This is a genomic window from Rhodococcus sp. CH91 (assembly GCF_022554085.1).
GTDB lineage: Bacteria > Actinomycetota > Actinomycetes > Mycobacteriales > Mycobacteriaceae > Rhodococcus.
In genome coordinates this window covers 271,504-296,743 of record NZ_JAKFYR010000005.1, presented here as the reverse complement: position 1 = coordinate 296,743, position 25,240 = coordinate 271,504, and the positions used below count along the sequence as shown (strand labels likewise).

Below are 25,240 nucleotides of genomic sequence, written 5' to 3'. Positions count from 1 at the left end.
GCGCGACACCGGAATCCGCCGTACGATGCCGCTCATGGCCGACACCTCAATCGAAGGATCCCCCGACTGTTTCGCGGAGATCGCATCGCTGCTCGATTATCCGATGTTCATCGTCACCACCTCCGACGGCGAGGAACGCAGCGGCTGCCTGATCGGGTTCGCGACCCAGAGTTCGATCGACCCGGCACGATTCCTCGTGGCGCTGTCGGACAAGAACCGGACCTTCCGGGTGGCCTCGAAAGCCGAGCACCTCGCCGTGCACGTCCTGAACCGGGCGGATCGTGAACTGGCGGAACTGTTCGGCGAACAGACCGGCGACGAGATCGACAAGTTCGATCGCTGCTCGTGGCACGAGGGTCCGTACGGTCTGCCCGTGCTGGACGGTCCGCGCGCCTGGTTCGTCGGGCGGGTCCTGGGGACCTTCGCCACCGGCGATCACGTCGTCTTCGTTCTCGAACCCGAACGAGGAGACATCCGCGACGGTTCGGATCGGTTGCTGACCTTCGAATCCGTGAGCGATCTCGACGCCGGCCACGGTGCCTGACATGCGCCGAACTCCGGAGAATGATCTCATCGGCGGTATGCAACGACTCGACGGCGGTCCGGACGAGCCGCGCACCCTCGACGAGGATCGGTTGCGCGCTCTGTATGCCTACCCGGACGAACTCACCGAACCGTGGATACGGATCAACTTCGTCTCCTCCCTCGACGGAGCCGTGTCCGTCGAAGGACGGTCGGGTGCCCTGGGGTCCCCCGCCGACAAGAAGGTCTTCGGTCTGCTGCGCGAACTCGCCGACGTGATCCTCGTGGGTGCGGGAACCGTCCGCGCCGAGAACTACGGCGGGGCGCGTACGAGCGACGCGCTGCGGGCACGCCGGGAACAGGCGGGCCTGACCCCGATTCCGCCCGTCGCCGTGGTCACCGCCTCCTGCGATCTCACGCCCGAACTGCGATTGTTCACCGATACGGACATTCCGCCGGTCGTGTTCACGACGGCGCGGGCACCGGAAGCCGCCCGGCGGGCCGTGCAGGAGGCGGGTGCGGATCTCCGCGTGATCTCCGAGGACGACATCGACGGCCGCACCCTGCGCGCCGCGCTGGCCGGAGCCGGGTGGACGCGGGTGCTGTGCGAAGGCGGTCCCCGCTTGTTCGGCCGCATGATCGACGACGGGATCGTCGACGATCTGTGCTTGACGTGGGCACCGGTTCTCACCGCAGGTGGCGCGGGCAGGATCGCGACCTCCCCCGCCCCCGTCCTGACCCCGCTGCGGCGTGCACATCTGATCTGCGACGACGACGGCACCCTGCTCACCCGCTGGGTGCGACCCGATGCTCTGGAAGGAGAAAGCGATGGCCGATGACGATGTGGTGGAGGGTACGGACACTTCCGACGAGCTGATCGAGCGACTCGCCGAGATCGCCTCCGATCGGGAGCTGGCGCTCGGCTGCGCGGAGTCGCTCACCGCGGGCACCCTCGCGGCCCGGCTCGGGGCGGCGAAGGGCAGCTCGGACTGGTTCCGCGGTGGCATCGTCGCGTACTCACGGGAGGTCAAGTACGGCCTTCTCGACGTACCCGAAGGCCCGGTCGTGAGCGAGAGTGCGGCGCGCACGATGGCGGAGAGCACCGCCCGTCTGCTGGGTGCGGACATCGTCGTGGCCGTGAGTGGCGCGGGTGGCCCGGATCCGCAGGACGGCCGCCCGCCGGGGACGGTCTGTTTCGCCACGACCGCACCCGACGGAACCCGCAGCGAAGAACAGCACTTCGACGGCGATCCCGAGAAGGTCCTCGCGAAGACGGTGCGGCACGCCTTGTCGTTGCTCGTCGAGCGGGCATCCGCCTGAAATTCGGATGCGGCTCCCTGCCTACGGGACCTAACCTGACGACCATGCGCGTCGTCTTCACGAAAGGTCCCGGCATCGGGTACGAGATCGCGGTGCATCGCGAGATCGGACCGGAACTCGCTCCGCGCAACGGCCCGGGTGGTCACCCCTATCTCCCCCACGACCTCGTGCATCTGCTGGTCGAGGCGGAGGCGGGTATCGAACTCGGCGTCTTCGGGCAGATGGCCGCGGGCGACAACGGCCTGTTCTGGCCCGCCGACAATGCCGAGCGGACCCGGGCGGGCCGGCGCCGGCGCTCGAAGAAGCACACGATGTCACCGCGTGCGGAGTCCGACATGATCAGGTCCGAGGAATTGGCACGGATCGCGGTCCCGCTGTGGGAGGTGCAGCGAGGTCGGGCCCGTGCACTGCCCGCCTACGTCTCGGCGGAGGACGTCTCGCCGGTGGTCGAGCGGATCGTGGCCCGGCTCGACGACTACGCCGACCGGTGGCACGCGCTACCGGTCGGCGGGTCGCTGACGTTGACCTGGCCGGTCCCGACGCAGGGCCGGCAGTGACACGGTCACAGAACCGACGGTGAGACGTCCAGGGTCGTCCGGTCGAGGCTCGCGAGCAGATCGAATTGCGGTCCGGTCCTCGGCAACTCGAAGCGATAGAAGTACCGCGCGGCCGCGCGCTTGCCGTCGAAGAAGTCGCCCTCCCTGTCGCCGACCGCAAGGAGTTGCTCGAGCCAGATCCACGCGACCACGACGTGCCCGACGGCTTCGAGATAGACCGACGAATTCGCCAGAGCGACAGCGGGATCCCCGGTCGACCACAGGGCGGCGGTGGTCTGCGCGACTCGCGTGACGGCAGCACCGAGCTGCTCGGCGTAGGCGGCGGCGTCGCCACCGGCCCGGACGGCACGCGCGACGGTCTCCCCCACGACTTCGCCGAGCAGCGCGAGAGCGGCACCTCCCTGCATGATCACCTTGCGGCCGAGCAGGTCGAGCCCCTGGATGCCGTGCGTGCCTTCGTGGATCGGGTTGAGGCGGTTGTCGCGGTAGAACTGCTCGACGTCGAACTCGCGGGTGTAACCGTAGCCGCCGAGCACCTGGATGGCGAGACTGTTGGCTTCGAGACACCACTGCGACGGCCACGATTTCGCGATGGGCGTGAGCAGGTCCAGCAGGAGTCCGGCGCGAGCACGAGCGTCCTCGTCGGCAGCCGTGCGCTGTTCGTCCACGAGCTTGGAGCAGTACAACCCGAGTGCCAGAGCACCTTCGACATATGCCTTCTGCGCCAGCAACATTCGACGCACGTCGGCGTGCTCGACGAGGGGAACCTGCGGCGACTCCGGATCCTTCGCCCCGAGCGGCCGGCCCTGGCTGCGGGTGCGGGCGTAGTCGAGCGACTGCAGATATCCGGCGTATCCGAGGGAGGTGGCGAGGAAGCCGACGCCGATCCGCGCCTCGTTCATCATGTGGAACATGTACGACAGGCCCTTGTGCGGTTCACCGAGCAGATAGCCCACCGCACCTGCCTCACCGCCGGGTGTGTGGACGCCCTCGCCGAAGTTGAGGAGGGTGTTGGTGGTACCCCGGTTGCCCATCTTGTGGTTCAGGCCGACGAGCGCGACGTCGTTGCGCTCGCCGAGGGTGCCGTCGGCCTCGACGAGGAATTTCGGGACGATGAACAGCGAGATACCCTTCACGCCCGCGGGTCCGCCGGGGATCTTCGCCAGCACGAGATGCACGATGTTCTCGGTGAGTTCGTGGTCGCCACCGGAGATCCACATCTTGGTGCCGGTCAGCCGGTAGGTTCCGTCCGCAGCGGGGACGGCCTTGGTGGTGATGTCGGCCAGCGACGAACCTGCCTGCGGTTCCGACAGGCACATGGTTCCGAAGAACCGGCCTTCGAGCATCGGAGGAACGAACCTCGAGATCTGCTCGTCGCTGCCGTGGGCCACGAGCAGACTCGCGTTCGCCGCTGTGAGGAAGGGATAGGCGGAAGTCCCGGCGTTCGCGGCCTGGAACCACGCCATCGATGCGCGTTGCACCGTCACCGGCAGCTGCATCCCCCCGTGTTCCTCGTCGAATCCGCCGGCGAGAAGCCCGGCCTTCGAGAACATTTCGAGGGCTTCCTTGACCTCGGGAACGATCTCGACGCGACCGTCCTCCCCGATGCGGGGCTCCTGCGCGTCGGCCTTCTTGTTGTGGGTCGCGAAGTGCTTGACCGCGATGTCGGCGCTCAGGTCGAGTACTGCGTCGAAGGTCTCACGAGAGTGCTCGGCGAAGCGTTCACGGCGAGTGAGGGACTCGACGTCGAGCCAGTCGTAGAGGAGAAAGTCCAGGTCGCGGCGGGACAGGATGGGAGAGGGCATCGAAATCCTTTCGGGCGACGCGGGGACCCGGCCGCAACAGAAACGAACTAAGCGCTCACTCAGTAGACCAACGCGGGTGCATGATGTCAACGACACCCTCTCCGCGACCTGCACAGGACGGACCCCGTGACCGACACACCCGCGCCCGCCACCGACGCTCCCGCGACCGGCGACTCCCTCGCCGCCGCTCTTCCCGGCGGTGGATCGGAAGTCGCCCGTCGGCTCGTCGCCTCCGCCGTCGAATCCTTCGCCCGCCGCGGCTACCACGCCACCACCACCCGCGACATCTCGATCGGCGCGGGTCTGAGCCCCGCCGCGCTGTACGTGCATTTCCCCTCGAAGGAGGCGGTGTTGTTCGAGGCTGGCCGCAACGGCCACCTCCACGTTCTCGACGAGGTCGAGAAGGCTGCCGCCGGTGCGACCGATCCCGTCGAGCGGATCCGAGCGATCGTCGACCGGTTCGTGCGGATCCACGCCGTCCACCACACCACCTGCCGCGTCGCCCAGTACGAACTGCACGCACTCTCGGAGGAGCACTACCGTGAGATCGCCGAGATCCGCCGGCGCACCGACACCGCCGTCCGCGAGGTGATCTCGGCAGGTGTGGACAGCGGCGCCTTCAGGGTCGCGGACGTCCCCACCGCCGCACTCGCCATCCTGTCGCTGGGGATCGACGTCGCTCGCTGGTATCGCCCCGGCCGCACGGATGTCGACGACCTCGCCCGCAACTACGTCGACCTGGCGCTGTCGATGCTCGGAGCGTCCCCGCACTGACCCCCATACGCGAACGAGGCTCGCAAGACCGGTCTCGGATCCGGTATTGCGAGCCTCGGAACGATGGTGCTAGCCCCTGAGCGGGCGGTGTTATCCGACGCCGAGCAGGTCGATGACGAAGACCAGTGTCTTGCCCCCGAGCGGATGCCCGGAGCCTGCGGGACCGTACGCCAGTTGCGGCGGCACCGTGAGCTTGCGGCGTCCACCGACACGCATGCCCGGGATTCCCTCCTGCCACCCCGGGATCAGGCGTCCCAGGGGGAACCGGACGGAGTCGCCACGAGCGAACGACGAGTCGAACACCTCGTTGGTCTCGTACTCCACGCCGTGGTAGTGGACGTCGACGACGCCACCGGGCTGTGCCTCGTCGCCGTCACCGATCGTGATGTCCTCGATCACGAGATCGGCGGGCGCCGGACCGGTCGCCGGCTCGACTGTGGGCGGCTCCGGCGGCACCTGCACGTCGAGCAGGTCGATGATGAAGACCAGCGTCTTGCCCGACAGGCGATGACCGGATCCGGCAGGTCCGTAGGCGAGCTCCGGGGGGATGGTCAGCTGGCGACGGCCGCCGACCCGCATGCCCGGGATGCCCTCCTGCCAACCGGCGATCAGACCGGACAGCGGGAAGGTGATGGACTCACCACGGCCCCACGACGAGTCGAACTCTTCACCGGTGTCGAACTCGACCCCGACGTAGTGCACCTCGACCTTCGAGCCGGGTTCCGCTTCGGCACCGTCGCCGACCACCAGGTCCTTGATGACCAGATGAGTGGGGGCGGGGCCCTCCTGGAACTCGATTTCCGGCTTTGTCATGCGTGTCTCCTCGTCGGGATTCGGTCGAGTGTTCCGGTCGCTACGAGGGTCAGCGCTCCTCGAGGGAAGTGTACGGGCGCTCGGTGTAGCCGGTGTAGATCTGACGCGGACGGCCGATCTTCAAGGTCGGGTCCGAGTGCATCTCACGCCAGTGCGCGATCCAGCCGGGCAGGCGGCCGAGAGCGAACAGCACCGTGAACATGCGGTCGGGGAAGCCCATCGCACGGTAGATCAGACCCGTGTAGAAGTCCACGTTCGGGTACAGCTTGCGCTCGATGAAGTAGTCGTCCGTGAGGGCGGCCTCTTCGAGCTTCATGGCGATCTCGAGCAGTTCGTCGCCCGCACCGAGCTTCTTCAGGATGCGATCGGCGGTCTTCTTGACGATCGCGGCGCGCGGATCGTAGTTGCGGTAGACGCGGTGCCCGAAGCCCATGAGCTTCACGCCGTCTTCCTTGTTCTTGACCTTGCGGACGAAGTCCGTGACGTCGCCGTCGGACTTCTGGATGCCATCGAGCATCTCCAGCACGGCCTGGTTGGCGCCGCCGTGCAGCGGGCCCCACAGCGCGTTGATGCCGCCCGAGATGGACGTGAAGAGGTTGGCGTCGGACGAGCCGACGAGACGCACCGTCGACGTCGAGCAGTTCTGCTCGTGATCGGCGTGCAGGATGAGCAGCATGTCGAGTGCCTGGACGATCTCGGGATCGATCTCGTACGGCTCGGCCGGGAAGCCGAACGTCATGCGCAGGAAGTTCTCGACCAGCGACAGCGAGTTGTCGGGGTAGAGGAAGGGCTGCCCGACCGACTTCTTGTACGCGTAGGCGGCGATCGTCGGCAGCTTGGCGAGCAGACGGATCGTCGACAGCTCGACCTGCTCGGAGTCGTCCGGATCGAGGGAGTCGGGGTAGTAGGCCGACAGCGCGTTGACCGCGCTCGACACGACCGGCATCGGGTGCGCGTTGCGCGGGAAACCGTCGAAGAACCGCTTGAGGTCCTCGTGCAGCAGGGTGTGGCGGCGGATCTTGTCGGTGAAGACCTCGAGCTGCTCCGTGGTCGGCAGCTCACCGTAGATCAACAGGTAGCTGACCTCGATGAACGTCGACTTCTCGGCGAGCTGCTCGATCGGGTATCCGCGGTACCGCAGAATGCCCTGCTCGCCGTCGATGTACGTGATCGCCGACTTGGTCGAGGCGGTGTTGACGAAACCCGGGTCGAGGGTGGTGTACCCGGTCGCCGCGAGGAGCTTGCCCAGCTCGATCCCGTCATTACCTTCCGTCGCCTTGGCGATAGACATCGTGTGTTCGCCACCGGGGTAGCTGAGGGTGGGGTTGGTGTCATTCTCAGCGGGCACGAAGGATCCCTCTCAAGCTCAGACCTACGAGAAACTTCCGAACATTCACGTAGAACCTAGCCGTAGCGCGGCGTGTGCGCTCCGGCAGGGTCCGTCGAAAGTCCCCGAGCGGTGTGTGGTCCATGTGGGTTCCGAACGCTCGACCGTACCCTCTGCGACAGCGCCGCAAGGCCGGCACACGCCGATAACCTGCGGCAATACTACCCGGGTCCGCATCGAGTCGGACACGGGACCCGGGCATGCGCCCGCGACGCACCGGGTCCTCGGTCCCTGCCCTCGTCTACGGCACCGCGTGGAGCACGTCGACGAGAGCGGCCGTGGCCTCGGCGACCGGGCCGCCCTCGAGCGGCGCGTCCGGGTGCCCCGTGGTGGAGTCCGACAGGATCACCAGCAGGAGCGGGTCGCCCTCGGGTGACCACACCGCACCGGCATCGTTCACGGTCCCGTGCATCCCTCCCCCGGTCTTGTCCGCGGAAGTCCAGCCCGGTGGAAGCCCCGCCCGGATCCGGGTGTCCGAGGTGGTGGTCGCGCGCATCCAGCCCAGCAGTGTGCGTTGCTGCGCGGCCGGCAGAGCCGAACCCAGCAGCACCGCCTCGAAGCCCCGGGCGAGGCCGGAGGGGGTGGTCGTGTCACGCTCGTCGCCGCGGTCGGCGGTGTTGAGTTCGGGCTCCCACCGGTCGAGGCGCGTGGCGCCGTCACCGACGGAGCGCGCGAAGGCGGTGATCGCGTCGGGCCCACCCAGGCGGCGCAGCAACAGGTTGCCGGCGGTGTTGTCGCTCCGTGTCAGCGCGGCGTCGCACAGACGATCGATCGTCATCACCCTCCCCTGATGCTCGGAGGTCACCGGCGAGTGCACGACGATGTCCTGCGGATCGATCGGTACGGCCTCGTCCAGCCGGAGCGCGCCCTCGGATTCGAGCCGGAGGATCGCGGCTGCCGCGTAGACCTTGAACGTCGAGCACATCGCGAACCGGTCGTCCGCCCGGTAGGCGTAGGTGCGGCCGGATGCCGTCGAACGGGCATGGACGCCGAGCCGGACGACGTAGCGATCCTCGATCGCGGCGAAGCGATCGTCGAGCGCCCTCGAGAGCACGACTGTCTCGGGGGCATCGGCGTCCGGGGGCCCGGCCACCCTGCCGGGCTTCGGCGACCCGCATGCGGCTGTGGCCGACATCGCCGACAGCGCAGTGAGAGCAGAAATGAACCTCCTGCGGGACAAGCCGATTCGTGAGGATTCGAATGTCGTGGTCATGCCGACACGAGACCATCGGGAGAGCGGCGAGCGCCAATAGCGACCCGGCCCGCGATCGGGTCGCAGAGGCTATCGACGCAGGTGGAGGCGACAGGAACCGGGAAAGAATCCCGGCGGGAAATACGGAAACGCCGACGGGCCGATCGGCACTGCTTGAATCTCCCCATGGACCTCATCCGCCATCTCCGCTTCTTCGTCACGGTCGCGGACGAACGTCATTTCGGTCGCGCGGCCGCAACACTCGACATGACACAACCCCCTCTGTCACAAGGGCTTCGGAAACTGGAGCAGCATCTCGGCGCCGAACTCGTGCATCGCACCCGGCAGGGAGCGGTGCTCACCCCTGCGGGCGCCGAACTGCTCCCACGCGCCCGCCTCCTCGTCGACGACGCCGATCGTTTCCTGGCCGAGGCCGGGCGTGTGGCTCGTTCCCGGGGCCTTCTGCACTGGGGTGCCACCCATGCTCTCCCCTGCCGCCTGGTCACCCTGTGCGTCGCAGCACTGCGCGGACACGGGGAGGCGACGGTCTCGACGCGGTCCGCGACCACGGTCGAACTCGTCGAGGCTGTGCGCTCGGGCATGTGCGACCTCGCCGTCGTCGAACATCCGGCTCTGACCGAGGGACTCGAAGCCGGTCCGGTCGTCAAACTCCGCCGATGGGTACTCGTGCCTTCGGACCATCGCAGTGCGCACTCCGACCGCCCGCGCCTGCCGATGCTCTCCGACCTGACGTTCGCGGCGCCGCCCCGCACCGGAAACCCGGCATCCTTCGACGCAGTCCAGGACCTGCTGCGCGAACGAGGGCTCGATGTGGACACGAGCCCGGCGACGGACGACCGCGCGGTCCTCGCCGCGGTGGCCGCCGGCACCCACTTCGGAATCTCGACCTCACCACCCGGATCGGCTCCCGGGGTGGCGTGGCTGGACTGGGCCCCGCCCGCTCTCGCCCTTCGCGTGCGGATCGTGTGGCGACCGGGAACCGGCGCGGACCGGCACGTCGCCGCCCTCGACCGGGTGCTGTTCAAGGAGAGGATCCGATGAACGGTCCGGGACGTGACACTGCCGCCGAACGGATCCGGGCCGTGTTCGCCGATGCGGGATGTACGGGATGGTTGCACGCTCGCCGGTGTTCGGACCCCCGCGCGACGACGATATCGGTACGCGGGAACGACCGAGTGGTTCTCGCCTCGGTGTACAAACTTCCACTGTTCCTCGCCTTCTGCGCATCGGTGGACGCGGGGCGGCTCGACGCGACGGAACAACTGCGGATCGTGCCGTCGGAGTGCACCCCGGGACCGACCGGGATCGCGAGGTTCCACGATCCGGTGACGATGAGCAGGCGCGATGTTGCCGCATCGATGATGACGGTGTCCGACAACGCCGCTGCCGACGTGCTGCTGGGAGAGATCGGTACGAGCGTCGTCGAGGACCTGCTCGGGCGACTCGGACTCACCCGCACCCGGATCGTCGGGGGCACCGCGGACATCTACCGGCGTCTCGTCGAGGAGACCGACAGTCACACCACCGTCGAGGCGTTCCGGGCGCTCACCGACGACGACGCGGCATGGACGGTGTCGGCGTACGACCCGGCCTACACGAGCGCGACCACACCCGAGGAGATGACGCGACTGCTCGATGCCGTGTGGTCCGGCTCGGTACTGTCGCCCGAGAGCACGGCCTTCGCGCAGCAGGTGATGCGCGCTCAGATCTGGCCGCATCGCATCGCGTCGGGGTTCCCCCATCGCGGGGTCGCGGTGGCCGGTAAGACGGGCACGATCGGCATCATCCGCAACGAGGTGGCGGTCGTCGAATTCCCCGGTGAGTACCCGATCGCGGTTGCGGTGTTCACCCGGGCCGCTCGCGCGGATCCGGTGCTGCCGGTGGTCGATGCGGCGATCGGCGAAGCCGCGCGGATCGCCGTCACCGAGTTGCGCGCGCCTCTCCCCGACCGAATCGCCGAGTCGTTCTCAGCCGAGAGTGCGTGAGACCCGGTAGCGGACGAAGGCCGGGAAGGCGACGACGCACACGAGCGTGCCGACGATCACGAGCGCACCACCACCCGCTGCCGCCACGGCGGTACCTGCGGCCGCTGCGGCCGCACCGTGGAGTACGTCGCCGATGCGGGGTCCACCGGCGACGACCACGATGAACACGCCCTGCAACCGGCCGCGCATCTCGTCGGTCGCGACCGTCTGGAGCATCGTCGAGCGGAAAGCAGCCGACACCATGTCGACCGCGCCGCCGAAAGCCAGGAAGAACAGCGCGACCCACAACAGCAGACCGCTGCCGCCGGGCTCGGCCCACCACACCGCGAGACCGAAACCCACCATGGCGGCACCCCACAGGAGGATGCACACGATCACGGCGAGCCCTTGTCGCTGTACCCGCGGCAGCCACCCCGAGAAGACGCCGCCGAGCACCGCGCCCACCGACATCGCGGCGAAGAGGAGACCGAGCGCGAAACCGCCCTGGACCGGATCCCCGAACGATTCGTGGGCGATCTGCGGGAACAGCGCCCGCGGCATTCCGAAGACCATCGCGACGATGTCGACGACGAACGACGCCAGCAGGATCTTCTGTCCGGACAGATACCGGAAGCCGTCGAAGACCGCGCGCAGACCGGCGCGGGTCACCTCGCCGAGTGGACGGATCGCGGGCAGTTTCGCCACCGCCCACAGGGTCGCGAGCAGCAGGATCGCGTCCAGCAGATAGAGGGTGGACAGTCCGATCACCGGAATGAGGGCTCCGGCGAACAGGGGTCCGGCGATGGCCCCGAACTGCACGACCGTCATGTTCAGCGAGGTCGCTGCCGCGATCTGCCCCGTGGGGAGCAGTCTCGGGATGATCGCGGCGCGGGTCGGCTGGTTGACGGCGAAGAAGGCCTGCTGCACCGAGAACAGGCACAGGAGCACCCACACGTTGTCCAGTCCGCTCACCGCGTTGACCCACAGCAGCACCGACGTCAGACCGAGCCCGGTGGAGGTGACGAGGAGGAGTGTGCGGCGATCCATGGCGTCGGCGAGTGCCCCGCCCCACAGCCCGAACATCACGAGCGGCACGAGTCCGAACACTCCGGTCAGGCCCACATAGGCGGAACTGCGGGTGATCTCGTAGATCTGCTGGGGTACCGCGACCACGGCCATCTGGGCGCCGATGACGGTGACGATCCCGGCCCACCACAGCCGGGAGTAGTCCTTGTTGCGAAGTGGTGTGGTGTCCGCGAGCAGACGCCTCACGGTTGCAGGCGCTCGGCGATCCAGCGACCGTCGACGGACCGGGTCCGGACCCGGTTGTGCAATCGGTTCGGGCGTCCCTGCCAGAACTCGACCGATTCGGGCACGATCCGGAATCCACCCCAGAACGCCGGCACCGGTATGTCGTCGTCGATGTCGTACTGCTCGGCCGCCTCGACGAGAGCGCGCTCGAGTTCGACCCGGTCGCCCACCGGCCGCGACTGCTGCGAGGCCCACGCGCCGAGACGCGATCCGCGCGGGCGCGTGCGCCAGTACGCGAGCGTCTCGTCGTCCGGCACCCGCACGACCGGTCCCCGGACCGTGACCTGCCTGTATATCGGCAGCCAGAGGAAGGTCGCCGAGGCGTAGGGCCGGGCGGCGAGATGCCGCCCCTTGTCGGACTCGAAGTTGGTGTAGAAGGCCAGACCGTCGGCGTCGATCTTCTTGCAGAGCACCGTGCGGGTCGCCGGGTGGCCGTGTTCGTCGACGGTCGCGAGCACCATCGCATTGGGCTCGGGCACAGCTGCGGCGACGGCCGCGGCGAACCACGTGCGCAGCAGTCGATCCCACCCACCGGTGAGATCCGCGGGCTCGACGTCGCGGTCGTCGACGGAGGCACCGGACGGCCCGTCCCCGGTGACATCGGGGGTGTAGTCGACGCGCATGGTCGCGAGTTCGTCTCCCTCGGGACGCGGCAGCGGGATATCGGACGGCACGTACGACGACGCTACTCCGGGCGGTCGACGGGTCGCGGGGAGACCATGAGGACTACAGTTTTCGGCGACGACCCGAGTGGGGCGCCGGTCACAACCCGACGGTGTCCTCATTCCACCGACAGTGCGGCTCGGACCGGGCCGTGCTCGAACGAGGAGAGCCCAACCGTCATGGCAGCGCGCGCGTCAATTCCCGAAGATTTCGTCGCAGGACTCGAAGGCGTGGTCGCTTTCACGAGCGACATCGCCGAACCCGACAAGGACGGTGGCGCACTGCGCTATCGCGGGGTCGACATCGAAGAGCTCGTCGAGAAGGGCGTGACCTTCGGCGACGTGTGGGCACTGCTCGTCGACGGCGAGTTCGGCCGTGGCCTGCATCCGGCCGAGCCGTTCCCGCTGCCGATCCACACCGGCGACGTGCGCGTCGACGTCCAGGCCGGCCTCGCGATGCTCGCACCCATCTGGGGCTTCCGTCCCTTGCTCGACATCGACGACGCCACCGCCCGCGACAATCTCGCCCGCGCCGCAGTGATGGCCCTGTCCTATGTCGCCCAGTCCGCCCGCGGCATCTACCAGCCCGCCGTGCCGCAGCAGCGCGTCGACGAGGCGTCCACCGTCACCGAACGGTTCATGGTGCGCTGGAAGGGCGATCCCGATCCCAAGCACGTCGAGGCGATCGACGCCTACTGGGTCTCGGCCGCCGAGCACGGGATGAATGCGTCGACGTTCACCGCCCGGGTCATCGCCTCGACCGGCGCCGACGCGGCCGCCTCGCTGTCCGGTGCCGTCGGCGCGATGTCCGGTCCGCTGCACGGCGGAGCCCCGGCCCGGGTGCTGCCGATGATCGAGGAGACCGAGCGCACCGGCGATCCGCGCGCGCTGGTCAAGGGCATCCTCGACCGCAAGGACAAGCTCATGGGTTTCGGTCATCGCGTCTACCGCGCCGAGGACCCGCGCGCCCGGGTACTGCGCGCCACCGCGCAGCGCCTGAACGCTCCGCGCTTCGAGGCAGCGGCCGCGCTCGAGCAGTCCGCCCTGACCGAGCTGCGCGAACGCCGCCCGGATCGGGCGATCGAGACCAACGTCGAGTTCTGGGCCGCGGTGATCCTCGACTTCGCGGAGGTGCCCGCCGCGATGATGCCCGCGATGTTCACCTGCGGACGCACCGCCGGCTGGTGCGCGCACATCCTCGAACAGAAGCGCCTGGGCAGGCTCGTGCGTCCCGCTGCCATCTACACCGGTCCGGATCCGCGATCCGCGTCCGAGGTCGTCGGCTGGGATTCGATCCGACATCGCTGACCCTTCGTCCTGTCGGTGCAGGGTGAGCGCCCGGCCGGGGGTCCGGCGGGGCGGTCTAGACTACCTGTGCACCATGTCCCTCGACGCTTAGGACACGCATTCCGATGGCAGACGCTTCACCGATCATTCCCACCGACCTGAAGCCTGCGGACGGCCGCTTCGGTTGCGGCCCGTCCAAGGTTCGTCCCGAGCAGCTGCAGTCGCTGGTCGATGTCGGCGCTTCGGTGTTCGGCACCAGCCACCGGCAGAAGCCGGTCAAGGATGTCGTCGCCCGTGTCCGCTCGGGTCTGCGCGAGCTGTTCTCGCTGCCCGACGGCTACGAGGTCGTGCTCGGCAACGGTGGCACCACCGCGTTCTGGGACGCAGCTGCCTTCGGCCTGATCCGGGAGCGCTCGCAGCACTTCACCTACGGCGAGTTCTCGTCCAAGTTCGCGACGGTCGCGAAGAAGAACCCGTTCGTCGGTGATCCGATCGTCGTGGGTTCGGAGCCCGGCTCCGCCCCCGAGATCGTCGCCGACGCCTCGGCCGATCTCATCGGCTGGGCGCACAACGAGACCTCCACGGGTGTCGCGGTGCCCGTGCAGCGGCCTGCCGGTTCCGACAACGCTCTGATCGCGATCGACGCCACCTCGGGTGCCGGCGGTCTGCCGGTGAACATCTCGGACGCCGACGTGTACTACTTCGCTCCGCAGAAGTGCTTCGCCGCCGACGGTGGTCTGTGGATCGCTCTGATGAGCCCGGCAGCGCTCGAGCGCGTCGCCGAGATCGAGGCGACGGGTCGCTACACCCCCGAGTTCCTCTCGCTGCCGATCGCCGTGGACAACAGCTCGAAGGATCAGACCTACAACACGCCTGCGCTGGCCACGCTGCTGCTGTTCCTCGACCAGATCGAGTGGCTCAACGGCAACGGCGGGCTCGACTGGGCCGTCGCTCGCACGAAGGACTCGTCCTCGCGCCTGTACGAGTGGGCCGACGCCTCCGAGTACGCGACGCCCTTCGTCACCGATCCCGCACTGCGCTCGCAGGTCGTGGGAACCGTCGACTTCGACGATTCGATCGACGCCGCCCGCGTCGCGAAGATCCTGCGCGCCAACGGGATCGTCGACACCGAGCCCTACCGCAAGCTCGGTCGCAACCAGCTGCGCATCGGTATGTTCCCGGCCATCGACCCCGAAGACGTCACGCAGTTGACCAAGAGCATCGACTGGGTCGTCTCCCAGCTCTGAGCACAGACCGCACCACGGCACGATGTGGGGCCGGGTCCGATCTCGGACCCGGCCCCACTGTCGGCGGAGTCTCGACCTCGGATCGAGACATTTCGGCGAACCCTGGACGATAACGCGCCGCGTCGGATTTCCCGCGATGGCGCACGGCGTGGCGCGGCGTGTCCGGCCACGAAAAAGTACAAGGTCGGTTACAGTCGGGCGGGTCAATCGCGATCGGCGCGAGGAGGTCAAGGTGCGAGAGCTTCGAGTGGTCGGTCTCGAGCCCGATGCAAAGCATGTGGTGCTCGCCGATCCCACAACGGGGGACAAGTTCCGCATTCCCGTGGACGACACCCTGCGCGCGGCTGCTCGCGGCGATCTGGCCCGGCTCGGTCAGATCCAGATCGAGACGACCAGCCAGCTCCGCCCTCGCGAGATCCAGGCCCGCATCCGCGGAGGTGCCTCCGTCGAGCAGGTCGCCGAGGAAGCCGGGATCCCGGTCGCCAAGGTCGAACGATTCGCCTATCCCGTTCTGCTCGAGCGGTCCCGGGCCGCGGACATGGCCAAGAAAGGGCATCCCGTCCGCCCCGACGGCCCCACGGTCGAGACCCTGATCGACATCGTCACGCAGGCCTTCCGCGCCCGCGGCCACAGCCTCGACGAGGCCGTGTGGGACGCCTGGCGCGACGACGAGGGTTTCTGGGTCGCGCAGTTGCGGTGGCATGCCGGCCGTTCCACGAATCGCGCCCACTGGCGGTATCAGCCGGACGCACACGGCGGCACGATCACCGCGCTGGACGACATCGCCGCGGATCTGGTCGATCCGGACTGCGGTCGCCCGCTGCGTTACCTGACTCCCGTCTACTCGGCTCGCGACGTCGACGACTCCACGGAGATCGAGAACTCCGCCCGGTCGGCGCCCATTCCGCTCGAGGCCCCCGTCGTCGAGGAGTCCGCCCCGGCACCGGTCCCCGCCGAGGAGACCGCCGTCGCCGTCACGGTGCCCGACGTCCAGGACGACACCGAGGCATCACGCACGTCGCAGGCTCCCGCGAAGGACAAGCGGGGCAAGCCCGCGCTCCCCTCCTGGGACGACGTGCTGCTCGGTGTGCGCAGCAACGGACGCGCCTGAGGAAGTCGCCGGCGATGTCGGCGTCCGTGTCGACGCTGTGGTACGTCGACGCTCCTGATCCGGCAGCGGTCCTGCGAGAGTTCTCCCCCGATCGCGACGCCGCGCACGCACTTCTCTCACGTCTGTTCCCGGACCGCCGGGTCGATCCCGGCGAGTGCGTACCCCTCACCGACGCCGGAGGACACGAGGAGGATGCCGAACGGATCTGGGTCGGCAGCTATCCCGGAGTGACGGTCGTGTCGGGTCCTCGCTTCAGGCTGCGGCGCCCCTCGGAACTGCCGTCGATGTGGTTGCGCACGCCCGCCTCGGAACGCACCTACCTGCTCGCGTCCGATCCGCCGGGTGCGTGGGGGTCGTTCGCCGCGTGGGAATGCGGCAGGCTCCGGCGGGCGTTCGGGGCCAGCACCGTGGAGTTCTTCGAGGACGACGGACTGCCGTTCGTGTGGGAACGCCCGTTCTGGGCGGGCGAGCATCCGCTGCGCTGGCCCCCGGACGTCCCCCCGCCTCCCCAGTCGCTGCCCTTCCACCCCCGCAAACTCGTCGAGGAGGCCCACGGCGCGTGGCTCGGATTCCGCTATGTCGGTCGCCGCGACACCGAACCCGACCCCCGCGAGATCCGGATGTGGAGTTTCGCCCTGCGCAGTCCGGTGCTGCGGGTCTCGGTACCGGCCGCCCCGAGGATTGCGTGGTGGCGGCGCCTGGCAACGCGGTAGCGATCGGAACGTCCGGTCCCCACGAGTGGAAACCGGCTCGTGCGCGGGAGGTCAGCGAGGAATCCGGACCCGCTCGTAGAAGGCCATCGCAGCCGCGGTGGCCACGTTGAGCGAATCGGTGCCGGGGGCCATGGGAATCCGGGCGCGCACATCGGTCGCCCGCATCGCGTGTTCGGTCAGGCCGGGTCCCTCGGCGCCGAGCAGCAGTGCGACCTTCTCCCCCGTCATCGCCTCCGCGAGTGGGATCGCCTCCGGATCCGGAGTCAAGGAGATCAACTGGAATCCCCTGTCGCGCAACAGATCGAGATCGTCCGGCCACCTGTCCACATGTGCGAACGGAACTCGCAGGACGTGCCCCATCGACACGCGCACCGCCCGCCGGTACAGGGGGTCGGCGCAGCCCTTCCCGAAGAGCACCCCGTCCACTCCGAGACCGGCCGCGTTGCGGAACATCGAGCCGATGTTCTCGTGGTCGTTGACCCCTTCGAGCACAGCGATCGTGTTCGCCTTGTCGAGAACGTCGTCGAGTGCCGGCGGCGCAGGGCGATGGGCGACCGCGAGCACGCCCCGGTTGAGATGGAACCCGACGACCTCGGCCATGGTCCCGGCGTCGGTGCGGTAGAACGGCACGTCGACGTCCCGCAGATCGTCGGCGAGTTCGGACAGCCGCCGATCGACCCCGAGCAGACTCGTCGGTGCGAAGCGCGAATCGAGCATGCGCTGGACCACGAGCACGCCTTCGGCGATCACCAGTCCCTTGCCCCCGGGAAGGTCGGGCCGACGATCCGCCGAGTTGAGATCTCGGAAGTCGTCGAGCCGGGAGTCGGAGGGATCGTCGATGTCGATGACGTGAACCACCGGGTCATTCTCCCAGCGAGCCCCCGCTCCCTCGCACCGGGGCGGGTTCTCGACCGCGGTGCGGTCAGCCGTCTTCGACCGCGGTGCGGTCAGTCGTCTTCGACCGCGGTGCGGTCAGTCGTCTTCGACCGCGGTGCGGTCAGTCGTCTTCCGCGACGATCGCCGTGAGGATTCCCACCGCCTCGCGTAGCGTCCCGAGCGAGTCGGGATCGAGCTTCTCGAGACGTTCGGTCAACCACGCTTCGCGTGCCTGCGCCTCGTCGTCCAGCAGCTCCTTGCCGGCGTCGGACAGCGTCACGATGATCTGCCGTCCGTCCGTCGGGTGCGGTGTCCGCTCGACGAGCCCGAGCTCGTGGAGGGAAGCGATGACTCTCGTCATCGAAGGGGGCTGGACGCGCTCGCGCGCCGCCAGCGCCCCCGGGGTCATCGCCCCCTCCTGAGCAAGGGTGGCCATCGCCGATATCTGGGTCAGGGAAACTCGGGAATCGGTGCGTCTCCCCCGTAAATGACGCGTCAGACGCACTACGGCGAGCGAGAGGTCACCTGCGAGTGCGCGTGTATCCGAGATCATGGCGTGCAGAATACGTCACACCGGCCATACCTCGCGGCGACTGCCTACGTGAGTAGTTCGGTGATCGGATCGACTGCGAAGTACAGGGTGAACAACACCGCGACGACCCACAGGAGCGGATGGATGGTGCGGATCTTGCCGCTCGCCGCGTGGAGGACGACCCAGGTGATGAAGCCGACGCCGATGCCGTTGGCGATCGAGTAGGTGAACGGCATGACCATGATGGTCAGGAAGGCCGGAAGCGCCACCGCGAACTTCGAGAAGTCGATGTCGCGGACCTGAGCGATCATCAGTGCGCCCACCACCACGAGCGCCGGAGCGGCGGCCTCGATCGGGACCACCTCGTACAGCGGGGTCAGGAACATCGCGAGCAGGAACATCAGACCGGTGACCACATTCGCCAGGCCGGTGCGGGCACCTTCCGCGATACCGGACGCCGACTCGACGAACACCGTGTTCGAGGAGGCCGAGGCACCGCCACCGACGATGGCGCCGGCGCCCTCGACGACGAGGGCCTTGCCGATGCCGGGCAGGTTGCCGTTCTTGTCGGCCAGCTCGGCTTCCTTGCCCAGGCCCGTCATGGTGCCCATCGCGTCGAAGAAGTTCGCGAGGACGAGGGTGAACACCAGCAGCGTCGCGGCGATCACGCCGATGCGGGTGAACGCGCCGAACAGGTCCACATTGCCGACGAGGCTCAGATCCGGGATGCCGAAGAAGGAGTCGGGCGCCTCCGGGGTGCTCAGGTTCCAGCCCTTGGGGTTGGTGCCCAGCGACGGACCGACATCGGTGATGGCCTCGATGATCATGGACAGAATCGTGGTGACGACGATGCCGATCAGCAGTCCACCGCGCACCTTGCGCGCGACCAGCACACCCATCAGCAACACACCGACGACGAAGACGAAGGTCGGCCACGAGGCGATCGACCCGTCGATCCCCAGCCCGACCGGCACGGTGGTTCCGGCGGCGTCGGGGACGCGCCGGACGAAACCGGCGTCGACGAGACCGATCATCGCGATGAACGCACCGATACCGGCGGCGATGGCGGCCTTGAGTTCCGGCGGGATGGCGTTGAAGACCGCGGTGCGGAAGCCGGTCAGGGCCAGCACGACGATGATGATGCCGTCGATGACCACCAGGCCCATCGCTTCGGGCCAGGTGACCTGTGGCGCGATGGTCACCGCGAGCAGGCTGTTGATGCCGAGACCGGCCGCGATCGCGAACGGATAGTTGGCGACGACGCCGAACACGATGCTCATGAAGCCGGCGACCAGCGCGGTGACGGCGGCGACCTGGTTGATGGGCAGGATGTTGCCCATCACGTCCACCTTGGCGCTCGCGTCGTCGGCGGAGAAGCTACCGAGGATCAACGGGTTGAGAACCACGATGTACGACATCGCGAAGAACGTGACGATGCCGCCGCGCACTTCCCGGGACACGGTCGAACCGCGCTCGGTGATCTTGAAATAGGCGTCCAGAAAGGACGTTCGCTTGGAGTCGGTGCCTACGGCCATGTCCACAATTCCGCTCGTCGAGTACGGGGCGTCGCAACGGGGAACGATTATTGCAGCGCGGAGGAACTAATCTGCAATCCGTGGAACCCGCCCAGCTCGTCGCAGCCCGTATCCGGCGTCTCGCCGACCCCCGCCCCGCCCTCGCGGTGGGAACCGCACTGTGGGTGGTGGCGACCGTCGTCGTACTGGCGGTGGGCGGTGAACTACGGGACGACGCGCTACCGGTGTGTCTGGCCGGAATCCTGGTGGGACTACTGGGAACTGCCCTCTACCTCCTCCAGCGCCGCTCCGCCCGCCGCGGTGACCGCGGCGCCCAGGTGGGCCTGGATTGAGTCCCCCACCGGGGTGCGCGACAGGCGTGAGTGGCGTCACCGGTGTATCCGCTGCCGAGTGATCAACCACACCCATCCCAGCGCCCAGAAGATCCCGAAGATCCAGCCTGCGACGACGTCGGTGAGCCAGTGCGCCGCCAGATAGACACGTGAGAACCCGATCACCAGGGTGTACGTTGCGAGCGCGGCTGTCGCGATCGTCCGGCGCCGATCACCGCGCGGCCATGTGTGCATCGCGACCGCGACGAGCACCGTCGCCAGGACGGCACTCGTCATCGCATGTCCGGACGGGAACGATTCGCTCTGCAGGACGAGCAGCCGTTCGGGCTCGGGCGGGCGGGCACGCCCGAACAGATGCTTGAGCAAGGTCATCACGGGCCAGCCGGTGAACACCGCTCCGGCCACGAAGACGGCGTCGCGCAGGCGACCCGCCCGCATGAGCAGCAGTGTTGCCGCCGCCGCGATCAGGCTCGTCGCGATTCCCCCGCCCGTGTAGGTGAGGACGGTCATCGCGGTGGTCAGCCAGGGCTCGCGGATCGCCACCATCCAGTCGAGCACCGTGACGTCGAACGTCACGGCCCGGTTCTCGGGCCGGGACGGGCAAGAGCGGTGAGCGCGGCAGGCAGTCCGTGCGGCGTGCTGTGAACGGTGCCGGTGGCGTCGACCCACCATTCGACCGGGATCTCACCGGTCAGGGCGCCCGAGCACCGCACCGTGAGGCGGTCGTGCAGGACGAATTCCCCACGTGGGAGCGGCACCCCCGTGACGATTCCCGCCAGGACCGCCGCGGGTTCACGCTCCCAGGTGGAGCGACGGCCGCGGTCCGCCGGTTCCGCCTCGATCACCGCGGAGGCCACGGCGATGTCGAGCACGTCCGCGAGGTCGTGTGCGGTGCCCGGGCCGCCGAGGACGAGTCGGTCGTGCGGGATCGCATTCGCGAACCAGGGATCGTCCGGCACGATCGCGTGCGCGGCATCGACGACGGCGCCGGACAGGCTGCGCACACTGTCGGGCAGCGTGACCGACTCCGGATCGAGACCGCCGGTGGCGAATGCCGCGGCGAGCGCACTGTGGGCGGCGACGACCGCGGCCGGGCCCGGTGACCGGCCCGGATCCGCGAGCCGGTCGAGCAGAGTCTGCGCCAGGTCGATGCCGTCGATCGCCGTTCCGGCCAGAGCACCGCGGAAGACGGAGGCATCGGGGTGGGTGCAGGGGTCGAGCAGCCCGTCGAAGATCGTGTCGTCGGCGAAGCGGAAATGCCCGAGCGGCCTGCCGTCGAGGACGGCGTGGGTGCGGAGATACCACGCCGTGTAGCCGGCGGGATCGGCGAGAGTCTCGGCGGTCACAGGGTCGGCCGCCAGCAGGGTCAGCGCTCGCGACCAGCGACGATCGTCGACGAGGTCGAGGTCGCGCACCGCGACCAGCGTGTCGGGATCGTCCTCGAGCCGCTCCCACCACGCTTCCTCGCCGGGAAGATCGTGATCGGGTCCGGTGGGCAGATCGGAGCGCAGGACCGTGAAGCCCCAGCCCACCCCGATCGCGCGCAGCGCATCCGGCCCGTACCGGTCGACCACGGCCCGGTCGACGGTGCCGAAGGGCGCATCCTCGACCAGGACCTCCGCGAGAGGTGCACCGGGGAGCAGGAGTTCGTCGGCCGGGACGAGGTCGCCGTGCGTGTCGGGCAACAGCAACGACCCGAGTTCACGGGGCACGGCGGCTGCGGGGACGGCGGGCACCAGCCGCAGGACGACATCGGCGAGTGTCCCCGCCGGAAGGTCGCCGTGGAGCTCGGTGTCGTCGGGGTCGGCGTCCTCGACGGCTGCGACGAGCGCGGGATCCGAGAGCAGGTCCTCGGCGGTCACGGTGCCGGCACCGAGCCGGGCGAGGAGCGGGTGCGCGGCGTCGGGATGCACGAGCCGCACCCACGGCATCGACATCGGCCCGAGCTCCTGCAGCTGCGCTGCGAGAACGGTGGTACGAGGACCGGTCACCGTACGGCCGTCCGACAACGGGACCGGGAGCGACGCGAGTTCCTCGGCAGTCACAGCATCGACGACGAGCGGGGTCAGCGCCTCGTACAGCCGGTTCCACCACTTCGGTGGACGCTCGTGCCCGGAGAGCAGATCGGCGAGTCGCGCGAGGCCGAGGCGGTGGACGTCGACGGCCGCGAGCGCGGCCGCATGCCGCGGGCGGCACATTTCGGGGACGACGAGCCCCGGCACCACCTCACCGAGTACGTCCGCGAGCGTGTCGGTGAGGCTGGGAAGGGCGGCAGCCCGGTCGGGCACGAGGTCGGCCCGGCCGTCGGCTGCCGGGAGCCACGGGCGGCAGCGCAGTTCCTCGAGGATCGCCTCGCGGATACGCCCGTCGACCTCGCTGCGTGCGAAGCCGGGGACGGGGACGAGGTCGAGGCGATGCTCGGCGGGCAGCGCCGCAACGAACTGTGCGTAGCCGCGGGCGACGTCCTCGACCCGGGCACCGGGCAGCACACGCCGCCGATCGGGCTGCATGGCGACGTCCGCGATGACGAGCGCGGGCAGGGACAGTTCCTCGTCGGACCGGGTGGGAGCACGCAGTACGTCCTCACCCACCGGCTCGATCCGGCCGTCGACGACGGGCACGAGCCATCGTGCCGAAGGTCCGGTGAACTGCCACCAGGTGCGCTCCTCCGGCACCGCAGACCGGTCGGTGACCGCGTCGATCCGCACCTCCACCAGGCCGTTGCCCAGTTCGCGGTCGTGACGGGTGAACTCGTCGTCACCGATGACGACGGTCTGCAGCCCCGGGAGTTCGAGCAGAATGTTGTAGGCCTCGGAGCGGAAGGTGCCGAGCACGGCGGCCGGGTCGATCCCTGCACGCAAGGCCAGCACGATCTCGGTGTCGCTGCCGGGCACGGGAGGTGCCGCGGTCGCCCAGACCAGGCGCAGCACGGGGACACCGGACTCCGGTTCCGGCAGGTCGTGCTCGGCGAGCACCGCGCGGGTCCGCTCGGCCGAGAACCGGATCGAGCCGGTGCGAGACCGCACCTCGATGTCGTCGGAGATCGACAGGACTGCGGTGAAGCCGACACCGAACCGTCCCACCGTCGAGTCGGCACCGTTCTCGTCCGACGAGCGCATCTTGTTCGACGAACGCAGCGCCGTCAGCGCGTGGACACCGCCCACGTCGAGCGGTTCACCGACGTTCGCGACGTGCAGCCGGCCATCGGCGACACGTACCCGCAGCTCACCCGGAATTCCGGCGCGTGCCGCAGCGTCGGCGGCGTTCTGGGCCAGCTCGGTGAGGACGCGGTCGCGGTAACCGGCACGGACATGGTCGGACTCCGTGGCGGCGTCTTCGCGCAGGCGTGTGGGCGACGAGGACCAGGCGGCGACGATCCCCTCTCGCAACGCCGCGGTCCCGAACGGATCCGCGGGGTCCGGCCGGGACACGTCAGTCGGTCTGTTCCGGTTCGGAAGGGGACGTCTCGGTGACGGAATCGGTGGATGTCCCGGCATCGGAGTCGGCCGACGGCTCGGTGGCAGGCGAGGAGGGCGGGACGAGTTCGACGAGCTCGACCGCCGCGTCGTCGTACGCCTCGTACAGCGGCGATCCGGCGCCGGTGGGCAGGGTCGTGTCGGAGTGGGCACCGCACCCGTACTCGGCGTGCACCACGTGACCGTCGGCCGAGAACTCGTTTCCGCACACGCCGAAGGCGGCGCCCAGCGAGCCGGCGAGCGGCAGGTAGAAGCCGCACAGATAGCACGAGGAGGGGGCGGCCTTCGCCATGTCCGAGTCCGGGCCGTATTCGCTCTCGAACCACCGCTGCGCATCCTCGAGCCGACCCTCGCGGCTCATGACCTGCTTGCGGCCGAGACCGATCTCGAGTGCGGTCTCGTCGACCTCGGGATCGCCGGACTCCATGTATCCGGGTACCAGCCGCACATCGCCGGGGGTGGGAGCGAGCAGGTCGCCGGGACCGAGATCGCCCGGCCGGATCCGCTCGTTCCAGGGCACCCACGCCGGCGCGATCAGCGCGTCCGGACCGGGCAGGAGAGCGAGTTCGCTCACCGTCACCCGGTCGGAGTCCGGTGCGGCAGCGACCACCACGGCCCACTGCCATCCGCGGTAACCGGGCAGCTCGGCGGCGAAACGGTGGGTCGCCGAGCACTCGTCCTCACCCGTCACACCCAGATAGGCGCCGACTCCACCGTCCCCGAGCTCGTCGAGCGCTGCTCGGGCGAGATCCGAGGCGTCGGCGAGCACGGAGCGCACCGCCGGATCGACCACGGGGTTCGTTCCTCGGGAAGCAGACGCAACACTCACGGCCCCCATTCTGCCTGACCTGTCGGCTCCGGCGCCCGCGGGTCGCGCAAGACATGCGGAGCGCCGGTCACGCGCCGATGCAGGATGGGCACGTGCCCTGTCTTCGTCCCGTCGCCGCAGTCGCGGTCGTCGTCTGTGCCGCCGTCACCGGCTGCGGCAGTGAGCTCGTCGCCGAACCCGGTCCGCCGGCCACCGAACTGCGGGTGGAGGTCGTGGCCACACATCCCCACGATCCCGGCGCGTTCACCCAGGGCCTCGAGATCGACGACGGGGAACTGATCGAAGGCACCGGCCGGGCCGGACGATCATGGGTGGCCGCCCGGCCGATCGACGTCTCCGGGGTGAACACCGTGCTCGACGCGACGGAACGCACCCGCGTCCCGGTCCCCGGCGATCTGTTCGGCGAGGGCATCACCGTGGTGGGCGACGATCTGTGGCAGCTCACCTGGAAAGACGGGGTGGCCATCGTCCGCGACCGCGGCACTCTGCTCGAACAGCGCCGCGTCGACTACGACGGCGAGGGGTGGGGGCTGTGCTCGCAACCCGGGCGTCTCGTCATGAGCGACGGCTCGGCGGATCTGATCTTCCGTGACCCCTCCACCTTCGGCGAACTCGGCCGCGTCACGGTGCACCGGGAGGGGCGCGCGGTCTCGGACCTCAACGAACTCGAATGCGCGGAGGACGGGAAGGTCTACGCGAACATCTGGCAGACGGACGAGATCGTGCGGATCGATCCGGACTCCGGGCGGGTGGACGCGCGGATCGACGCGGCACCGCTGAGGGAGTTGCTCCCCGACGGGGCGGAGGTCGACGTCCTCAACGGCATCGCCTCGGTCCCGGGAACCGATCGCTTCCTGGTGACGGGGAAGTACTGGCCGAGCCTGTTCGAAGTGCGTTTCGTGCCGTGACAGGAGTGGCATACCGATCCCGACCCGCCCTTGTGCTCCGACCACTACCGCGTGGGGAAGAATCGA

At 68.8% G+C, this 25,240-nt stretch carries 25 protein-coding genes and 1 pseudogene; 13 read left to right on the top strand and 13 right to left on the bottom strand.

The window, feature by feature from the left end:
* Positions 1-34 precede the first annotated feature (34 nt).
* Genes MOM01_RS12585 through MOM01_RS12570 form a run of 4 tightly spaced genes read left to right on the top strand, consistent with a single transcriptional unit; the run spans position 35 to position 2,399 of the window.
* Positions 35-544, top strand: coding sequence for a flavin reductase family protein (locus MOM01_RS12585; protein ID WP_241385758.1), 510 nt, complete (start codon positions 35-37; stop codon positions 542-544).
* 37 nt (positions 545-581) lie between these two features.
* Entirely contained in the window at positions 582-1,361 is a 780-nt protein-coding gene (locus MOM01_RS12580) for a pyrimidine reductase family protein (protein ID WP_241385841.1), read from the top strand.
* Positions 1,351-1,842 (top strand): CinA family protein, encoded by a 492-nt coding sequence (locus tag MOM01_RS12575; RefSeq protein ID WP_241385757.1) that lies wholly within the window; start codon positions 1,351-1,353, stop codon positions 1,840-1,842. Before MOM01_RS12580 ends, MOM01_RS12575 begins: the two co-directional genes overlap by 11 nt.
* Positions 1,843-1,886: 44 nt before the next feature.
* A complete protein-coding gene (locus MOM01_RS12570) occupies positions 1,887-2,399 on the top strand; it encodes a hypothetical protein (protein ID WP_241385756.1) in 513 nt (170 codons plus the stop codon).
* 5 nt (positions 2,400-2,404) lie between these two features.
* Here MOM01_RS12570 and MOM01_RS12565 read toward each other — a convergent pair whose 3' ends face one another.
* Entirely contained in the window at positions 2,405-4,204 is a 1,800-nt protein-coding gene (locus MOM01_RS12565) for an acyl-CoA dehydrogenase (protein WP_241385755.1), read from the bottom strand.
* 126 nt (positions 4,205-4,330) lie between these two features.
* Between MOM01_RS12565 and MOM01_RS12560 the strand changes: the two genes are divergently transcribed.
* A complete protein-coding gene (locus MOM01_RS12560) occupies positions 4,331-4,978 on the top strand; it encodes a TetR/AcrR family transcriptional regulator (RefSeq protein WP_241385754.1) in 648 nt (215 codons plus the stop codon).
* Positions 4,979-5,068: 90 nt separating this feature from the next.
* Here MOM01_RS12560 and MOM01_RS12555 read toward each other — a convergent pair whose 3' ends face one another.
* From MOM01_RS12555 to bla, 4 genes and pseudogenes are all read right to left on the bottom strand, one after another.
* The gene (locus MOM01_RS12555; RefSeq protein ID WP_241385840.1) at positions 5,069-5,434 is read right to left on the bottom strand and encodes an FKBP-type peptidyl-prolyl cis-trans isomerase; all 366 of its coding nucleotides are present in this window, start codon (positions 5,432-5,434) and stop codon (positions 5,069-5,071) included.
* 9 nt (positions 5,435-5,443) lie between these two features.
* Positions 5,444-5,791, bottom strand: a pseudogene (locus MOM01_RS12550) (FKBP-type peptidyl-prolyl cis-trans isomerase); the annotation flags it as partial.
* 49 nt (positions 5,792-5,840) lie between these two features.
* A complete protein-coding gene (locus tag MOM01_RS12545) occupies positions 5,841-7,139 on the bottom strand; it encodes a citrate synthase (RefSeq protein WP_241385753.1) in 1,299 nt (432 codons plus the stop codon).
* A gap of 280 nt (positions 7,140-7,419) precedes the next feature.
* Entirely contained in the window at positions 7,420-8,391 is a 972-nt protein-coding gene (bla, locus tag MOM01_RS12540) for a class A beta-lactamase (RefSeq protein WP_241385752.1), read from the bottom strand.
* A 165-nt stretch (positions 8,392-8,556) separates the two neighbouring features.
* On the opposite strand from bla, the gene MOM01_RS12535 reads away from it, so the two are divergent.
* Together MOM01_RS12535 and MOM01_RS12530 are read left to right on the top strand one after the other, a co-directional pair.
* A complete protein-coding gene (locus MOM01_RS12535) occupies positions 8,557-9,432 on the top strand; it encodes a LysR family transcriptional regulator (RefSeq protein WP_241385751.1) in 876 nt (291 codons plus the stop codon).
* A complete protein-coding gene (locus MOM01_RS12530) occupies positions 9,429-10,376 on the top strand; it encodes a serine hydrolase (RefSeq protein ID WP_241385750.1) in 948 nt (315 codons plus the stop codon). Before MOM01_RS12535 ends, MOM01_RS12530 begins: the two co-directional genes overlap by 4 nt.
* On the opposite strand, the gene MOM01_RS12525 is transcribed toward MOM01_RS12530, so the two are convergent.
* Together MOM01_RS12525 and pdxH are read right to left on the bottom strand one after the other, a co-directional pair.
* Positions 10,359-11,627 carry an MFS transporter gene (locus tag MOM01_RS12525; RefSeq protein ID WP_241385749.1) on the bottom strand — a complete coding sequence of 423 codons (1,269 nt, stop codon included), beginning with the start codon at positions 11,625-11,627 and terminating at the stop codon, positions 10,359-10,361. The genes MOM01_RS12530 and MOM01_RS12525 overlap by 18 nt on opposite strands.
* Positions 11,624-12,289 carry a pyridoxamine 5'-phosphate oxidase gene (gene pdxH / locus MOM01_RS12520; protein ID WP_241385839.1) on the bottom strand — a complete coding sequence of 222 codons (666 nt, stop codon included), beginning with the start codon at positions 12,287-12,289 and terminating at the stop codon, positions 11,624-11,626. Before pdxH ends, MOM01_RS12525 begins: the two co-directional genes overlap by 4 nt.
* 219 nt (positions 12,290-12,508) lie before the next feature.
* Here pdxH and MOM01_RS12515 point away from each other — a divergent pair, with 219 nt between their 5' ends.
* The 4 genes from MOM01_RS12515 (at position 12,509) to MOM01_RS12500 (ending at position 16,686) form a co-directional block, all read left to right on the top strand.
* Positions 12,509-13,636: a citrate synthase 2 gene (locus tag MOM01_RS12515; protein ID WP_241385748.1), complete on the top strand. Its 1,128-nt coding sequence runs from the start codon at positions 12,509-12,511 to the stop codon at positions 13,634-13,636.
* Positions 13,637-13,740: 104 nt separating this feature from the next.
* Positions 13,741-14,862 (top strand): phosphoserine transaminase, encoded by a 1,122-nt coding sequence (gene serC, locus MOM01_RS12510; RefSeq protein WP_241385747.1) that lies wholly within the window; start codon positions 13,741-13,743, stop codon positions 14,860-14,862.
* Between the two features lie 232 nt (positions 14,863-15,094).
* Complete coding sequence (sepH, locus tag MOM01_RS12505; protein ID WP_241385746.1) at positions 15,095-15,973, top strand: septation protein SepH; 879 nt, start codon at positions 15,095-15,097, stop codon at positions 15,971-15,973.
* 14 nt (positions 15,974-15,987) lie between these two features.
* A complete protein-coding gene (locus MOM01_RS12500; protein ID WP_241385745.1) occupies positions 15,988-16,686 on the top strand; it encodes a DUF6928 family protein in 699 nt (232 codons plus the stop codon).
* A 51-nt stretch (positions 16,687-16,737) separates the two neighbouring features.
* Here MOM01_RS12500 and MOM01_RS12495 read toward each other — a convergent pair whose 3' ends face one another.
* The 3 genes from MOM01_RS12495 to MOM01_RS12485 form a co-directional block, all read right to left on the bottom strand.
* Positions 16,738-17,544 (bottom strand): TrmH family RNA methyltransferase, encoded by an 807-nt coding sequence (locus MOM01_RS12495; protein WP_241385744.1) that lies wholly within the window; start codon positions 17,542-17,544, stop codon positions 16,738-16,740.
* A gap of 139 nt (positions 17,545-17,683) precedes the next feature.
* A complete protein-coding gene (locus tag MOM01_RS12490; protein ID WP_241385743.1) occupies positions 17,684-18,115 on the bottom strand; it encodes a MarR family winged helix-turn-helix transcriptional regulator in 432 nt (143 codons plus the stop codon).
* Between the two features lie 44 nt (positions 18,116-18,159).
* Positions 18,160-19,629, bottom strand: coding sequence for an NCS2 family permease (locus MOM01_RS12485; RefSeq protein WP_241385742.1), 1,470 nt, complete (start codon positions 19,627-19,629; stop codon positions 18,160-18,162).
* Positions 19,630-19,709: 80 nt separating this feature from the next.
* Here MOM01_RS12485 and MOM01_RS12480 point away from each other — a divergent pair, with 80 nt between their 5' ends.
* On the top strand, positions 19,710-19,961 hold the full coding sequence (locus tag MOM01_RS12480) for a DUF2530 domain-containing protein (RefSeq protein WP_241385741.1): 252 nt from the start codon (positions 19,710-19,712) through the stop codon (positions 19,959-19,961).
* A 36-nt stretch (positions 19,962-19,997) separates the two neighbouring features.
* Here MOM01_RS12480 and MOM01_RS12475 read toward each other — a convergent pair whose 3' ends face one another.
* Genes MOM01_RS12475 through MOM01_RS12465 form a run of 3 tightly spaced genes read right to left on the bottom strand, consistent with a single transcriptional unit; the run spans position 19,998 to position 24,230 of the window.
* Positions 19,998-20,537, bottom strand: coding sequence for a phosphatase PAP2 family protein (locus tag MOM01_RS12475; protein ID WP_241385740.1), 540 nt, complete (start codon positions 20,535-20,537; stop codon positions 19,998-20,000).
* The gene (locus MOM01_RS12470; RefSeq protein ID WP_241385739.1) at positions 20,534-23,392 is read right to left on the bottom strand and encodes a sacsin N-terminal ATP-binding-like domain-containing protein; all 2,859 of its coding nucleotides are present in this window, start codon (positions 23,390-23,392) and stop codon (positions 20,534-20,536) included. The genes MOM01_RS12475 and MOM01_RS12470 overlap by 4 nt, the downstream gene beginning before the upstream one ends.
* 1 nt (position 23,393) lies before the next feature.
* Positions 23,394-24,230, bottom strand: a complete 837-nt coding sequence (locus tag MOM01_RS12465; protein WP_241385738.1) for a DUF3027 domain-containing protein — start codon at positions 24,228-24,230, stop codon at positions 23,394-23,396.
* A gap of 128 nt (positions 24,231-24,358) precedes the next feature.
* Here MOM01_RS12465 and MOM01_RS12460 point away from each other — a divergent pair, with 128 nt between their 5' ends.
* On the top strand, positions 24,359-25,174 hold the full coding sequence (locus MOM01_RS12460) for a glutaminyl-peptide cyclotransferase (RefSeq protein WP_241385737.1): 816 nt from the start codon (positions 24,359-24,361) through the stop codon (positions 25,172-25,174).
* Positions 25,175-25,240 lie beyond the last annotated feature (66 nt).